The sequence below is a fragment of the Fictibacillus marinisediminis genome, assembly GCF_023149135.1.
GTDB lineage: Bacteria > Bacillota > Bacilli > Bacillales > Fictibacillaceae > Fictibacillus_C > Fictibacillus_C marinisediminis.
The window spans coordinates 4,319,289-4,333,941 of record NZ_JAIWJX010000002.1 but is presented as its reverse complement, the minus strand read 5'-3'; the positions used below and the strand labels follow the sequence as shown (position 1 = coordinate 4,333,941).

The following is a 14,653-nucleotide window of genomic DNA, read 5'->3' as shown; positions in this document are numbered from 1 at the left end:
ATTCCCTGCTGATTGCAGCAGGTTATCTTTCAGGAGGAAGTATTATGAGTGATCTTTTTGTTGATCGCATTCCACCACAGAATATAGAGGCCGAACAAGCCACCCTGGGAGCTATTTTTCTTGAGCCGGAGGCATTGGTCACCGCTTCAGAGATTTTGATCCCAGAGGACTTTTACCGCGCCTCCCATCAGCGCATCTATCAGGTGATGCTGGACTTGTCAGAGAAAGGGGAGCCGGTAGATCTTGTAACCGTCACATCCGATCTCGCCGACCGGAAGCTGCTTGATGAAATCGGCGGCGTCTCCTATTTAAGTGATCTGGCAAACAGCTCGCCGACCGCGGCCAATATTGATTACTACAGCAAAATTGTTGAAGAAAAATCCCTGCTTCGCAGGCTTATTCGTGCGGCCTCGGAAATCGCAGCAAACGGCTACGCCCGTGAAGAAGAAGTAGAAGCTGTCCTGAATGAGGCGGAAAAGTCGATTCTGGAAGTGGCCAACCGCAAAAACGGGGGAGCCTTTATCTCCATCAAAGACGTGCTTGTCGCGGCCTATGACAATATTGAACAGCTTCATAACCGTAAAGGTGACATTACCGGGATCCCGACCGGATTTGCTGACTTGGACCGCATGACTGCAGGTTTTCAGCGAAATGACCTGATCATCGTCGCGGCCCGTCCTTCCGTAGGTAAAACGGCCTTCGCTCTGAATATCGCGCAGAACGTGGCCACCAAAACAGAAGAAAATGTGGCGATCTTCAGTCTGGAGATGGGTGCCGAGCAGCTCGTCATGCGTATGCTTTGTGCGGAAGGAAATATCGATGCACAGCGTCTCCGTACCGGTTCCCTTGTCCCGGAAGACTGGCAAAAATTAACGATGGCGATGGGAAGCCTGTCGGCAGCAGGAATCTTTATCGATGACACACCTGGTGTACGTATTGGAGATATCCGTTCCAAATGCCGCCGTCTCAAACAGGAAAAAGGCCTTGGCATGATCCTGATTGATTATTTGCAGCTCATCCAGGGGAACGGCAGAGCGGGCGAAAACAGGCAGCAGGAGGTTTCTGAAATCTCACGTTCCCTGAAGGCACTTGCCCGTGAACTTCAGGTACCGGTCATCGCGCTCTCCCAGCTTTCCCGTGGCGTAGAATCCCGCCAGGATAAACGCCCGATGATGTCTGATATCCGTGAATCAGGAAGTATCGAGCAGGATGCCGATATCGTAGCATTCCTATACCGTGATGATTACTATGACAAAGAGTCAGAAAGCAAGAACATCATCGAAATCATCATCGCCAAGCAGCGTAATGGCCCAACAGGCACCGTCGAACTCGCCTTCGTCAAAGAATACAACAAATTCGTAAACCTCGACCGAAGGCATGACGAAAGCAGTATGCCATCCGGCGCATAAAATAGATCAAAAACAGGCATTCTCAAGTTATGAGAGTGTCTGTTTTTTTTATGTGGGTCAGGATGAGGATAGAGGGCAGCGGGTGTCTGCGGGTTGCTCTCGCCAGGGCTTGTGGTAGGAGTACTAGGAGCTCGCTAGTTTACCATAATGGGGTTTTGGCGGGTATTTACTTCATTTCCGCGGGTAAATGGCCCATCAGCCAAAAAGAAGCGCCTGATGCTAAAACAGCCCCTCTAAAGCCCGTCATCAGCGCTGAGGAGCCGTAAAGGGCAAAGCCCTTTACGCTCCTCCACCCACACAAACACGAACGGAAAAACTGTAAATATTTTATAATGTTCGTGTTTTGTTGACTTTCACCCTGATAATTGATAAACTAAGCATGGTTTTTTAATTTACTAGAAATATTGACGTATTTATAACAGATTTTTAAGTTTACTTGGAGGTGCTGGTGTAATGTCATCCGTAGTCGTTGTCGGAACACAATGGGGAGATGAAGGTAAAGGGAAAATTACCGATTATCTTTCTGAAAAAGCAGAAGTAGTAGCCCGTTATCAGGGTGGTAACAATGCTGGACATACTATCGTGTTCAATGGAAAGAAGTACAAGCTGCATTTAATACCATCCGGGATTTTTTATAGCGATAAAGTCTGTGTCATTGGAAACGGTATGGTTATCGATCCGAAGGCGCTTGTTGAAGAGCTTAAGTATTTAAACGATCTGGGAGTTCACACGGAAAACCTTAGAATTTCCAACCGTGCGCACGTTATCCTACCTTACCATCTTCGCCTTGATATCTTAGAAGAGGAAAGCAAGGGCGCCAACAAAATCGGAACAACGAAAAAAGGGATCGGACCTGCATACATGGATAAAGCCGCGCGTATCGGTATCCGTATCGCAGACCTTTTGGATAAAGAAGTTTTCGAAGAGAAGCTTGAGCGCAACCTGGCGGAAAAGAACCGCCTTTTTGAAAAGATCTACGAATCTGAAGGATTTACGAAAGAAGAAATCCTTGATGAATACTACAGCTATGGCCAGCAGATCGCGAAGTATGTTTGCGATACTTCCGTTGTACTTAATGATGCGCTTGATGAAGGCCGCCGTGTCCTGTTCGAAGGTGCACAAGGCGTCATGCTGGATATCGACCAAGGTACGTATCCGTTCGTTACATCGTCCAACCCGATTGCAGGGGGAGTAACAATCGGTTCTGGTGTAGGACCATCAAAAATCCATCACGTAGTCGGTGTTTCCAAAGCCTATACTACTCGTGTCGGTGATGGCCCGTTCCCTACCGAGCTGAATGATGAAATCGGGAACCAAATTCGTGAAGTCGGCCGTGAGTATGGTACGACAACAGGGCGTCCGCGCCGTGTCGGCTGGTTTGATTCAGTGGTTGTCCGCCATGCCCGACGTGTGAGCGGTTTGACTGATCTTTCCCTGAACTCCATCGACGTGCTTACAGGAATTGAGACTTTGAAAATCTGTGTCGCTTACAAACATAAAGGTGAAGTCATCAATGAATTCCCTGCAAGCCTTAAAATTCTAGGCGAATGTGAGCCTGTCTATGAAGAGCTTCCAGGCTGGACAGAAGACATCACTGGAGCTAAAACGTTGAGTGATCTTCCGGAAAACGCTCGTCACTATGTAGAACGCGTATCACAGCTGACTGGTATTCCGCTAACGATCTTCTCTGTAGGACCTGACCGTAACCAAACGAACATGGTCCGCGGTGTATTTGTTTAATATCATTAGAAAATAGGTGAACCGGCCCTGTATGTGGGGCCGGTTTTTGTTTTGAGGAAAATCTGGTTCATGGGGTGCCGCTAGTTGACCATAATCCCGGTTTGGCCAGTAAATTGGAGAAAATGGCAAGTAAATCATGGGTTTTGGCTAGTATTTTTGGTTTATGGCCAGAAAATGTTCGATTTTGGCTAGTAAAAGGAGGAATGCGGGCATTGGACACTGAATTTCCGCACTAAAATAACCTTCTAAACGAAGAAAATACTTAATTCTACAATTTTTTTAAAAAACTGCTTGCCAAAAAAGATAAAATGATGATATGATAATTCTTGTCGTGTTAAAACGACTTTTACAGTAAGAGCCATTAGCTCAGTTGGTAGAGCATCTGACTTTTAATCAGAGGGTCGAAGGTTCGAGTCCTTCATGGCTCACCATTTTTTCTTATAGAGTGGCCCGTTGGTCAAGCGGTTAAGACACCGCCCTTTCACGGCGGTAACACGGGTTCGAATCCCGTACGGGTCACCATTCTATTTTTTATTTTTTGGACTCGTGGTGTAGTGGTTAACATGCCTGCCTGTCACGCAGGAGATCGCCGGTTCGACCCCGGTCGGGTCCGCCATTTTTTTCTTAGTTTTTACAGAACTGCTAAATCTTGGCTCGATAGCTCAGTCACGAGCAACACACCGTGATTAAGCAGCGAGTTGTCTCGACGGATACCCATCGTCAGCTTCACATGCAGAGGAAGAGACAGGGACCGACGGACAGAAAAATACTAAATCTTGGCTCGATAGCTCAGTCGGTAGAGCAGAGGACTGAAAATCCTCGTGTCGGCGGTTCGATTCCGTCTCGAGCCACCATTTTACTTACAATTACTATACCTGATCGATCATGACAAAAGGCATGCAGCTACCATTCTGCATGCCTTTTTAATACACTCTTTGATTTTTACACCAATAGCGGGCGGTGCCCGTATAGTAAGAACAAAGGAAGAATAGCCGTTGGAAGGAAGACAGACATATGGGCACGATTCAGCTGGTTCTCTATTTGATCTCGTGTTATTTTATCGGAAACATTATGACAGGATATCTTGTTGCAAAGTGGTTAAAGGGAGTCGATCTCAGAACTGAGGGTACAGGAAATATTGGGGCTCGAAATGCCGGCCGCGTAATCGGGCCTTGGGGATTTGTTCTGACGCTTGCAGGAGACCTGCTTAAGGCAGCTCTGGCTGTACAGCTGGCAAAATCCTATTTTGGCCTCCCTCCTACCCTGCAGCTGGCCGCCTTCTTCATGGTCATAGCGGGCCATCTATGGCCTGTCGCGCTTAAGTTTCATGGCGGCAAAGGAGTAGCATCCTTCATTGGCGGAATACTTGTTTTTGATTGGAAAATCGCGGCGGCGGCAGCTGTACTGTTCCTCCTCCTTTTTGCCATCAGGAGAAGTTTGACCGTAGCGGGGCTCATTGCGTTTCTGGCGGTGCCGATTCTGCATTATGCCATTTATCAGATGCTGACGGTTGCCCTTCTGCTCCTGTTGATCTCTGTGCTTGTCGTGTATGTGCAAAAAGATGATTTAGCGCTCCGCTTTACGGGGAAAACATGAATGATCCTCTTTTAAAAAAGGAGGATTATTTTTATGATTTAAAGAAGCTTACATAGAAGTAATGTCCAGCTTCAGCGCCTGTCGGAACTAAACAGGCCGCTTCCGCTTTTCTTACAGAGCGAGAAGACTGACGTTATGGAGAATTTAGATATTGTGGTAAAATAAAGGGTAGACAAACTAATTCATTCACCTAATTTATATAAAAGAGACTTGAAATTACGGTTTCCAAAAAGGAGCGACTACCGGATGGACAAAAAGATTCTTGTAGTAGATGATGAGAGGCCGATTGCGGATATTTTACAGTTCAATCTGGAGAAAGAAGGATTCCAGGTAACGTGTGCATATGACGGTGTATCGGCAATTGAAAAAATAGAAAACGAGAAACCGGACATGATTCTTTTGGACATCATGCTTCCAATGAAAGATGGAATGGAAGTATGCCGTGAGGTCCGGAAAAAATACGATACCCCGATTATTATGCTTACAGCCAAAGACTCAGAGATTGATAAGGTCCTTGGCCTTGAACTTGGTGCCGATGATTATGTCACGAAGCCTTTCAGTACACGGGAACTGATCGCACGTGTTAAAGCAAATCTGCGCCGCCATCAACAAGAAACAGAGCGTGAAGTTGATGAGAACAACGAAATCGTGATTGGCTCTTTAACCATCCATCCAGATGCTTATCTCGTAACGAAACGCGGTGAGTCGATTGAACTGACCCATCGGGAGTTCGAACTGCTGTATTATCTGGCCAAGCATATCGGCCAAGTCATGACGCGGGAGCATTTGCTGCAGACCGTATGGGGCTATGATTATTTTGGTGACGTCAGGACAGTAGATGTGACCGTCCGCCGTCTCCGTGAGAAAGTGGAAGACAACCCAAGCCATCCTCTCTGGATCATTACCAGACGCGGAGTGGGCTACTATTTACGAAATCCTGATCAGGAGTAGACAAATGGATAAGGTAGGCTTTTTCAGATCAATACACGTTAAGTTTGTATTGATCTATGTTTTGCTCATTTTAATCGCCATGCAGGTTATCAGTGTGTATTTCATTAATAACCTGGAGTCCAATCTTCGCAATAACTATGACAGTGCGCTGAAGAATAATTTGGATTTCTTCGAGTTTAACGCTGAACAGAAGATCCTGGATGCCCAGCAGATGAAAGAAGCAACAGAGGATAAGAACAGCATGCTGAGAGATGACATCGCCCAGCTCATAAACGAAACGAAGGATCAGAACATCAAGGAAGTTCAGGTACTTAGCAAAGACGGTGTTGTTCTTGGCAGCGACAAACAGAATCTCATCGGCCAGGTGAGTACGAACAGCAAGATTAAACTGGCCCTCAATGGCACGGAAGACCAGACAGAAATGTATGACCGCGATTCGAAACAGCGGGTTATAGTCTGGGCTAAACCGATCATCGCCGGAAAAGACAAGCAGGTCGACAAGAACAAACAAATTCTTGGAGCGATCTATGTCGAATCCTCGATTGAGAGTGTATACAAGCAAATCAGTGATATTAATAAAATTCTGACGACCGGTACGGTTATTGCCCTGGGAATAACAGCGATACTCGGTATTTTTCTTGCCCGGACGATCACAAGGCCGATGGCGGATATGCGTAAGCAGGCGCTTGTTATGGCAAGGGGCGATTTTTCCCGAAAAGTGCAGGTTTATGGCGATGATGAGATCGGCCAGCTGTCGATGACATTCAACGATCTGACGAGAAAGCTGCAGGAAGCGACCGCCATTACTGAGAGTGAGAGAAGGAAGCTGCGCTCTGTCCTCACTTATATGACGGATGGTGTGATTGCCACCGACCGGGACGGATGCATTATTCTGATGAACGATCGTGCGGAAGAAATGCTGAACATCTCCCGGCAGCACGCGCTCGGAAACTCGCTTCTTGAGCTTCTTCGGCTCAATGACCAGTATACGTGGGACGAGCTGTACAACGAGTATGAGAGCATGCTGCTCGATTTCAGTACAGATAAAGTGCATTATGTCCTTAGAGCGAACTTCTCTGTGATCCAAAAAGAAGGCGGACCGGTAAACGGATTGATCGCCGTTCTGCATGATGTGACAGAGCAGGAGCAGATTGAGAATGAGCGAAGAGAGTTTGTATTCAATGTTTCCCATGAACTCCGTACGCCGCTTACGACGATGAGAAGCTACCTGGAGGCGCTTGCTGAAGGAGCATGGCAGGATGAAAACATCGCTCCCCGCTTTTTGGAAGTAACGCAGAACGAAACCGAGCGGATGATCCGCCTCGTAACCGATCTTCTGCAGCTCTCCAAAATGGACAGCAAGGATTACCGGTTTAACTTTATTCAAACGGACCTTGTTCAATTTCTGCAGGACATTATCGAACGCTTTGAAATGCTTCAGCATGAGCATCTCCATTTTTTAAGGAATTTGCCTGAGCGCTCGATTATGGTGCAGATCGATACCGACAAGATGACGCAGGTCGTGGATAATATTATTTCCAACGCGATCAAGTATTCTCCGGAGGGTGGAACGATTTCCGTTTCCGCTTCTCTTCACGGCAGAAAGATTAAGGTCAGCGTGGCCGATCAGGGTGTCGGCATCCCGAAAAACAATGTCTCTAAAATCTTTGACCGCTTTTTCCGTGTAGACCGTGCCCGCTCCAGGGACTTAGGCGGTACAGGGCTGGGACTTGCGATCACAAAAGAAATCGTGCTTGCCCATGGCGGGGATATTTGGGCTGAAAGTGAATGGGGACAAGGAACAACTATACATTTTACCCTTCCTCTAAAAAAGGTAAGGGGGGAGTAAAAGATGACGTGGAGCAAAATTTACAACATTATTAAATTTGTGGCGAAGTCTGTGTATCGGAATTTTGAAGTCATTAAGTCGGTCTTACTGATCTTTTTGATCATGCTAAGCCTGATTTTGACATGGAGTCTGTGGACGCTTAAGCCGAACTACAGCAATTTGGAAGAAACAAGGACTTTGAAAAAAGCACAAGTGACAGATACGAAGAAAATTACGGATGTCATCCGGCCTAGCCAGATCATCTATTATGACAAGAACTCATACAGGGGAATGCCCGCCAATGATAATTTTATCGAACGGGTAAACCAGATGCTTGAAAACACGAAGTTTTATGAAAGCCGAAACCGGCCTTCAACGAACATTGATGAAAAGCTGAAGAATAAAGAGTACATCGAGGTCATCTATCCGACCGATATGACAGCGGATATTTACAGCCAGATCTTCAACCTGACATCCTCAGGCGGAACGTTTACTATCCCGTCTGCAGACCGTGTGATTTTCTATAAAAAAGATACAAATGAAGTGGAGGCGCACATCATCTCCTATACACAGCGGAAGATGATCACTGCAAGCACAACCTTCCCGTTTGATTCTTTGAAGAACATTATCAATAACGCGAAAAGCGGTGTGCTTGAATATGAGCCGTATGATGTGGAGCGGGATACTGACCAAGGTGCAGAAGTTTCCAGACGCTTCTACTTTCCAAAACAAAGCTTTGAGCTTAACTCCTACAGTTATCTCTCCCGTTCCATTAATAGTGATACGATTGACCGCTACAAGAACGCGCTGTTCCGTGATCCAGGCAACGTCAAGAGCGGCAACACCGGAGAATATTATACCGATGAAAGCTCCGCACTTGACGTGAACCGCAATACGAATCGAATTAAATATACGAATTTCACACAAGGCCCTGATGAAGATATGACCCAGCAGACGAGAAGCCCGCTCTTCAACAGTGTTGATTTTATTAATAACCATGCGGGCTGGGGAAATCCATATTATTTTTACAACTTGGACCCTACAAGCGGTTCAGTCGAATTTCTGCTGTTTGTCAGAGGCATTCCAGTGATCAAGAGTGATATGGAAATGAAACTCGGCTGGACGAACAACGAATTGAATGAATATCAGCGTTCCTTGGTAGAGCTCGTCATGGACGATAAAGAATATTCATTCAAACCGAAAAAAGTGAAGCTTCAGTCTGCAGCAGAAGTAAAGGCTGCTCTTAAGGAATATGACATGTCCCTTGTTAACAAACTGGCAGTCGGCTATGAGATGACCCATGCAAGAGGACAGGAAAATGTGTACAATCTCCAGCCGAAATGGTTTGTCAATTATGGACCAAGCCATGACTGGCAGCCATTATTCCGAGACAGTCAAGGGCCTGGGGGAGAATTCTAATGGATTGGAAAAAAACTAAGACGATTTTTATTCTGACGTTCCTGATTCTGAATATCTTTCTCGGGTACCAGCTCTCGCAGAAAATGGACAAGAGCAATCTCAAGTACCTGTCTGAGCAGCCTCTTGAAAAAAGGCTGGCGGACAACAATATTGATTACAAAGATAGTCTTCCGCAGAGCTATAAGGACCATCAAACCCTGATTAGCGGTCAGCGGGCTCCTTTTTCAGCGAACGAGATTAAATCAAAAACGAGTAAGCTGGACAGCAGCAGTACAGATACGACGCTCATTTTTAACTTAAAAAAGCCGCTGGAGCTGGATAAGAACGACCTTGTCAAAGATGTTTCTCAATTTCTGAAAGATGACGTCTACCGGGGCGATGAATACCGATTCTATAAAAAAGACACGAAGAACCATAAGATTTGGTTTACACAAATCTATCAAGGACAACCACTTTTCTTTGATACGGATGATGATACGAACCGCCCGAGCGGAATGGTGATGTTCGAATGGAATGAAAAGGGTTTTCTCACCCGCTATACACAAACTTTTATTTCTGTGTACAGACAGGGTACGCCGCAGGAAATTATTTCGCCTATGAAAGCATTAGGTAGCTTGTTTAATACCCAGCACCTTTCAAGCGGTGACAAAATTAATAAGATTGTTCTCGGTTATTATAGTCTGGCAAATGTGGAGGATGTGCAGGTATATGCGCCAACGTGGTCTATCGAAACGGAGGATGCTCATTTTCTTGTGAACGCAACAGACAGCTCCATTCAGGAGATTGACAGAGAACAATAGAGAGGATTGAACAATGAGTTTGCAATTCAGCGTGCTGGCAAGCGGCAGTACCGGAAACGCGATTTACGTGGAAACGGGGAATGCGCGCCTGCTTGTTGATGCCGGCCTTAGCGCAAAGCAGATGAAACTCTTATTTGAAAAAGCAAACTGCTGTGAACTGGATCAGCTGGACGGTATTCTCGTAACCCATGAACATAGCGATCATATAAAAGGACTCGGAGTTTTGGCACGAAAGTATAAACTGCCAGTCTATGCCAACGCAAAAACATGGAAAGCGATGAACGGGCTGATCGGTGAAGTGGATACGGAACAGAAATTTGATTTTGAAATGGAAACGGTCCGCACATTCGGTGATCTGGAGGTTGAGTCCTTTGGTGTTTCCCATGATGCGGCCGAGCCGATGTTTTATGTCTTCCATCATGAAGGAAAAAAGCTGACGCTTATGACGGATACCGGCTATGTCAGTGACCGGATGAAAGGAATCACAAAGCACAGCGATGCGTTTGTGATCGAATCGAACCATGATATCAATATGCTGATGATGGGGCGCTATCCTTGGAACATCAAACGAAGGATCCTTGGCGATCACGGCCATATTTCCAATGAAGACTGCGGGTTTGCTCTTGCAGATCTGATAGGCGACCAGACGAGACGAATCTACCTCGCCCATCTGAGCAAAGACAACAATATGAAAGATATTGCTCATCTTGCTGTAAAACAGACCCTTGAAAACAAAGGGTTTGTGATCGGTGAAGATCTGCAGCTTTATCATACGGATGCAGCCCAGCCGACTGACTTGGTGCTTGTTTAACTGCTCTCTGTTTAAGGGACACCGTTTAAGGAAATAACAATAAATGTGGAAAAGTGTGAAAAATAACCCATATTTTTTAAGTTAGGGATTTGATTTTTTATAATAAATAAAAAATCATTACAGCATTCATTTTATTGTTGAAAGGAACGGTGAAGCAGGGAATGGGCTATTATGATGACGATTATGAATCTAGTCCAAGAAAGCAAAAAGGAAACCGAGGCGGATTTTTGCTGGCCGCTCTAGTAGGCGCTATATTAGGCGGCCTGCTCATATTATTTTCAATTCCTGCCCTTGGAGGCATGGGGCTTCTGCCTGATAACTATTCAAGCAATGAAGATAATGCCGGCGTTAATGAGCAAAACGGGATCAACAAAAACGTGAATGTGAACGTCACGACCAACGTCACTGATGCTGTCAGTAAGGCACGGGATGCAGTTGTCGAAGTGCTGAACATCCAGCAAGGTGAGTTCTGGAACCAAGGCCAGCAGGCTGCCGGTTCAGGATCAGGTGTGATCTATAAAAAAGAAGGCGGAAAAGCCTATATCGTGACGAACAATCACGTCGTAAAAGGTGCCAGCCGCCTTGAGATTACACTAAGTAATGGCACGAAGCTGAAGGGCACACTGCGCGGTACGGACCCGCTGATGGATCTGGCGGTAGTTGAAATCGACGGCAGCAGGGTGAAAAAAGTGGCTCAATTTGGGTCATCCAGCTCACTGAAACCGGGTGAGCCGGCCATTGCAATCGGTAACCCGCTCGGAACATTTCCAGGCTCTGTAACAGAGGGGGTTGTCTCCAGTGCTGACCGAACCATGCCAGTTGACAGCGATGAGGACGGCAATCCGGACTGGCAAGCAGAAGTCATCCAAACGGATGCGGCGATCAACCCTGGTAACAGCGGAGGCGCCCTTCTGAATATCGGCGGCCAGGTAATCGGCATTAACTCCAGTAAAATTGCACAGCAGGAAGTAGAAGGAATTGGATTCGCCATCCCTTCTGATACAGCTAAGCCGATTATCGCGGACCTTGAGCGTTACGGCGAAGTTAAACGCCCATTCCTGGGTGTTGGCCCTATCCCATTATCACAAGTCAGCAGCTATCACCGTCAAACGACGTTAAAGCTGCCGCCAAGTGTTAAATCAGGTGTCGTGGTTATGGATGTTGATCCATTATCACCAGCTGACCGGGCAGGGATCAAAGAGATGGATGTTATTGTCGCACTCGATGACAAGAAGATCGGCTCTCCACTTGAGCTTCGCAAATATCTGTATACGAAAAAAGAAGTAGACGATAAGATGAAAATTACGTACTACAGCAAAGGCAAAAAGAAAATCACGACCATTAAACTGGGTCTTCAGAAGTCTTCATAAGGAAATCAGGAGAGAAATCTCCTGATTTTTTTGTGTTTATTGGAGCGGCAGGAGTTTGAGATGATGAAAATGGTGTGAATGGCCAAGTAAATCATGTCGAACCGCAAGTAACGGTCTATTGATTTACCCGGAAGCAGAATAGTGAGACACTGATTTGTGTTAAAATACGAAGAGATCATCATGTGGATAAATAAAGGAGAATGACGTTGAAAAAATTTTGCTGTGATGAACATGTGGATATCGGGATCGATGAGATCGTTGATGAATTGGAAATCTATCCGAATCTGGAGTTATTAACAGAAACAGAAAAGTTATCAACAACATGTACGTATTGCGAAAAAAAGGCCATATATAAAGTATCGAACGAGTGATCCTATACTAAATGTGGATAGATTTTGTGTATATGTGGATAACTTTTGTGGATAAGTTGTTTATAAAAGGAGTTTTCCCCTGTGAATATCTTAGTAGTAACCGTTGGCAAACTGAAAGAAAAGTATTTAAAAATGGGAATTGATGAATACGTAAAGCGGCTCGGGCCATATGCCAAAATAGAAATTATCGAGGTAGCGGACGAAAAAGCGCCTGAAACCTTGAGTGATCAGGAAATGCAGATTGTGAAAAAGGCAGAAGGTGAGCGAATCCTGGCGAAAATCCCACAGGATGCTCATGTTGTTGCCATGGCGATTGAGGGAAAGCTGATCTCTTCAGAAGATTTAGCCAAAAACTTGGACCAGCTGGCGACCTACGGGAAAAGCAAAGTGGCATTTGTTATCGGAGGATCACTGGGGCTTAGTGATGAAGTCATGAAACGGGCGAATGAGAAGATTTCGTTCGGCCGGATCACATATCCGCATCAGTTAATGAAGCTCGTACTGGTGGAGCAGATTTATCGGGCATTCCGGATTAATCGTGGAGAACCGTACCATAAGTAATTATAATTGTTCATTATTTTTTTTGAGGTAAGCACATAGTCAATATATAAAAAAGAAGTATCAAAGAACAACGCTGCGTTCTTGATACTTCTTTTTTTAATTTTAATTGAAGGATTAACTAATTAGCTTTTCCGTTATGCTGGTTTTTTGTTTTTGGTCTAAGCGGTGACTTAGGAAAGTTAGAAGACTTGCAAAGATAGCAACCAGCCCCCCGACCCATGTCACATTCATCAAGTTTCCTTGATGGTAAACAAATCCGCCTAATGCGGAACCAAAGGCAATACCAACATTGCTTGCCACAGGCATAAGGGAAGCAGCGAGTCCTGTTGCTTTTGGCTGATAAATACCAGCAAGGTCTATCAAATAAAGCTGGGTAGAGGTGGTTAAAAGGATGGCCATTAATGACATAAAGCCAATGTTGACCAATCCAAAGATAAAATGATTTGTCGTCCAATATAAACTGATCAGAACCAAGGCCTGCAAAAAGAAAACAAACCGAAGGCGTCCGATAGCATTATAGCTGGCAATTTTACCAGCGAGTATGTTGCTGAAAATCGAAATAAATCCGTAGCCAAACAAGATCAAACTGATTGAACTGCGTGGTGCTTCCATTCCCTTCAGGATCGGGACCAGATACGTATAAATGGCATACGTCGCTCCAAATCCAAGTGATGGAATGAAAAAAGCCATTAAGATTCGCGGGTGTGTCAATAAAGAAAATTGATCACGCATCGAGCTGCGAATTTGACTGTGCATTTTAGGCAAAATGAAGAAAGATGCAAAAAATGAAATTCCCCCCAGAAGAGTCGTAAACAGGAAGGTTGCATTCCAGTTATACCATTCAGCAATGACAGTGCCTATCGGTACTCCAATGACGTTTGCAAGAGTAAAACCACCGAAAACGAAGGATATAGCAAGTCCGCGTTTTGCGATCGGCATGGTTTCACTTGCAACGATCATAGCAAGAGAGATTAAAACTCCTGTTACAACCGCCGTCATCATTCGAAGTGCAAGGAGCATGATGTAGCTCGTCGAAATCACGCACAAAGCATTCAGGACAATGAACGATCCTATCAAAAACAACATCCATTTACGCTTTGGAAAATGGCTTGTGGCTGACATTACGATTGGTGTGGCAATGGCAAATGTAATCGCAAATGCAGACACGAGTGTGCCTGCTTTTGCATTTGTGATATGAAGACTCGAGGAAATATCGGTTAAGATTCCAACGATAACAAATTCGCTTGTCCCGAGAACAAATGTTAATAAAGTAAGTGTAAAGATGAGTAACCAATGTCGCTTGGATAATTTTGCGGCGTGCATAACTGCCTCTTTTCTTAGATGAATGTAAATGTGTCACATAGCTGGTAAACAATCTAACTATCATACCATAAAAATTTTTTCTTGGATCTCCCTAATTTATTAAAAACTATTTTTGTCATTTTAGATACAAGTAATTAATGATTGACTAAGTAAGAATCCGCATTATTTCTGGATTTTACTTCGCTTGCTGTAGGTTCATCCGCTAAAATAATCTGCTGACATGAAAAGAAAATGAAAAAGGGGCTGTCCAGAAAGTCGAAAATTGACCTTCAGGCAGCCCCTTTTTGGCTTGAAAAATCTTCAATGAAAAGTTAATTGAAGTGGAAGATGCGAGACTCCTGCGGGACTAGCGTGACAGGTGAGACTCCCGCCGGTGCTTGCACCAAGAGGCTCACCGCACGCCCCGCGGAAAGCGAGCAGCCTGGAACGGAAATCAACAGCTTACAGACTTCTTGGACAGCCCCTTTACATATT

General features: G+C 45.1%; 12 protein-coding genes and 4 tRNA genes. 15 read left to right on the top strand and 1 reads right to left on the bottom strand.

The features are described from left to right. Positions 1-44: 44 nt before the first annotated feature. The 15 genes from dnaB to rlmH all read left to right on the top strand — a co-directional run bounded on the left by dnaB (position 45) and on the right by rlmH (position 12,856). Positions 45-1,409, top strand: coding sequence for a replicative DNA helicase (gene dnaB, locus LCY76_RS22515; RefSeq protein WP_248254537.1), 1,365 nt, complete (start codon positions 45-47; stop codon positions 1,407-1,409). Positions 1,410-1,862: 453 nt separating this feature from the next. Next, positions 1,863-3,149 carry an adenylosuccinate synthase gene (locus tag LCY76_RS22510; RefSeq protein ID WP_248254536.1) on the top strand — a complete coding sequence of 429 codons (1,287 nt, stop codon included), beginning with the start codon at positions 1,863-1,865 and terminating at the stop codon, positions 3,147-3,149. A 355-nt stretch (positions 3,150-3,504) separates the two neighbouring features. Continuing rightward, positions 3,505-3,580 (top strand) — tRNA-Lys (locus LCY76_RS22505). A 16-nt stretch (positions 3,581-3,596) separates the two neighbouring features. Further along, positions 3,597-3,671, top strand: a tRNA-Glu gene (locus LCY76_RS22500). An 18-nt stretch (positions 3,672-3,689) separates the two neighbouring features. Next, positions 3,690-3,765: transfer RNA gene (locus LCY76_RS22495), tRNA-Asp, on the top strand. Between the two features lie 162 nt (positions 3,766-3,927). Further along, positions 3,928-4,003: transfer RNA gene (locus tag LCY76_RS22490), tRNA-Phe, on the top strand. Between the two features lie 160 nt (positions 4,004-4,163). Then, on the top strand, positions 4,164-4,745 hold the full coding sequence (locus LCY76_RS22485) for a glycerol-3-phosphate acyltransferase (protein ID WP_248254535.1): 582 nt from the start codon (positions 4,164-4,166) through the stop codon (positions 4,743-4,745). Between the two features lie 246 nt (positions 4,746-4,991). Beyond that, positions 4,992-5,696 carry a response regulator YycF gene (yycF, locus tag LCY76_RS22480; RefSeq protein WP_053356336.1) on the top strand — a complete coding sequence of 235 codons (705 nt, stop codon included), beginning with the start codon at positions 4,992-4,994 and terminating at the stop codon, positions 5,694-5,696. Positions 5,697-5,700: 4 nt separating this feature from the next. Next, the gene (gene walK, locus LCY76_RS22475) at positions 5,701-7,545 is read left to right on the top strand and encodes a cell wall metabolism sensor histidine kinase WalK (RefSeq protein ID WP_248254534.1); all 1,845 of its coding nucleotides are present in this window, start codon (positions 5,701-5,703) and stop codon (positions 7,543-7,545) included. A gap of 3 nt (positions 7,546-7,548) precedes the next feature. Continuing rightward, entirely contained in the window at positions 7,549-8,943 is a 1,395-nt protein-coding gene (locus LCY76_RS22470; protein ID WP_248254533.1) for a YycH family regulatory protein, read from the top strand. After that, complete coding sequence (locus LCY76_RS22465) at positions 8,943-9,743, top strand: two-component system regulatory protein YycI (RefSeq protein WP_248254532.1); 801 nt, start codon at positions 8,943-8,945, stop codon at positions 9,741-9,743. Before LCY76_RS22470 ends, LCY76_RS22465 begins: the two co-directional genes overlap by 1 nt. Positions 9,744-9,756: 13 nt before the next feature. Beyond that, positions 9,757-10,554, top strand: coding sequence for an MBL fold metallo-hydrolase (locus tag LCY76_RS22460; RefSeq protein ID WP_248254531.1), 798 nt, complete (start codon positions 9,757-9,759; stop codon positions 10,552-10,554). A gap of 161 nt (positions 10,555-10,715) precedes the next feature. Next, positions 10,716-11,924 carry a S1C family serine protease gene (locus LCY76_RS22455; protein ID WP_248254530.1) on the top strand — a complete coding sequence of 403 codons (1,209 nt, stop codon included), beginning with the start codon at positions 10,716-10,718 and terminating at the stop codon, positions 11,922-11,924. Positions 11,925-12,130: 206 nt separating this feature from the next. Then, entirely contained in the window at positions 12,131-12,295 is a 165-nt protein-coding gene (locus LCY76_RS22450) for a CxxH/CxxC protein (protein ID WP_248254529.1), read from the top strand. Between the two features lie 81 nt (positions 12,296-12,376). Further along, complete coding sequence (gene rlmH / locus LCY76_RS22445) at positions 12,377-12,856, top strand: 23S rRNA (pseudouridine(1915)-N(3))-methyltransferase RlmH (protein ID WP_053356342.1); 480 nt, start codon at positions 12,377-12,379, stop codon at positions 12,854-12,856. A 114-nt stretch (positions 12,857-12,970) separates the two neighbouring features. Here rlmH and LCY76_RS22440 read toward each other — a convergent pair whose 3' ends face one another. Beyond that, entirely contained in the window at positions 12,971-14,179 is a 1,209-nt protein-coding gene (locus tag LCY76_RS22440; RefSeq protein WP_248254528.1) for an MFS transporter, read from the bottom strand. Positions 14,180-14,653: the final 474 nt, after the last annotated feature.

Bases quoted from the DNA above. Each gene is read 5' to 3' on its own strand.
- dnaB (WP_248254537.1), top strand. From the start codon at position 45: ATGAGTGATCTTTTTGTTGATCGCATTCCACCACAGAATATAGAGGCC.
- LCY76_RS22510 (WP_248254536.1), top strand. From the start codon at position 1,863: ATGTCATCCGTAGTCGTTGTCGGAACACAATGGGGAGATGAAGGTAAA.
- LCY76_RS22485 (WP_248254535.1), top strand. From the start codon at position 4,164: ATGGGCACGATTCAGCTGGTTCTCTATTTGATCTCGTGTTATTTTATC.
- yycF (WP_053356336.1), top strand. From the start codon at position 4,992: ATGGACAAAAAGATTCTTGTAGTAGATGATGAGAGGCCGATTGCGGAT.
- walK (WP_248254534.1), top strand. From the start codon at position 5,701: ATGGATAAGGTAGGCTTTTTCAGATCAATACACGTTAAGTTTGTATTG.
- LCY76_RS22470 (WP_248254533.1), top strand. From the start codon at position 7,549: ATGACGTGGAGCAAAATTTACAACATTATTAAATTTGTGGCGAAGTCT.
- LCY76_RS22465 (WP_248254532.1), top strand. From the start codon at position 8,943: ATGGATTGGAAAAAAACTAAGACGATTTTTATTCTGACGTTCCTGATT.
- LCY76_RS22460 (WP_248254531.1), top strand. From the start codon at position 9,757: ATGAGTTTGCAATTCAGCGTGCTGGCAAGCGGCAGTACCGGAAACGCG.
- LCY76_RS22455 (WP_248254530.1), top strand. From the start codon at position 10,716: ATGGGCTATTATGATGACGATTATGAATCTAGTCCAAGAAAGCAAAAA.
- LCY76_RS22440 (WP_248254528.1), bottom strand. From the start codon at position 14,179: ATGCACGCCGCAAAATTATCCAAGCGACATTGGTTACTCATCTTTACA.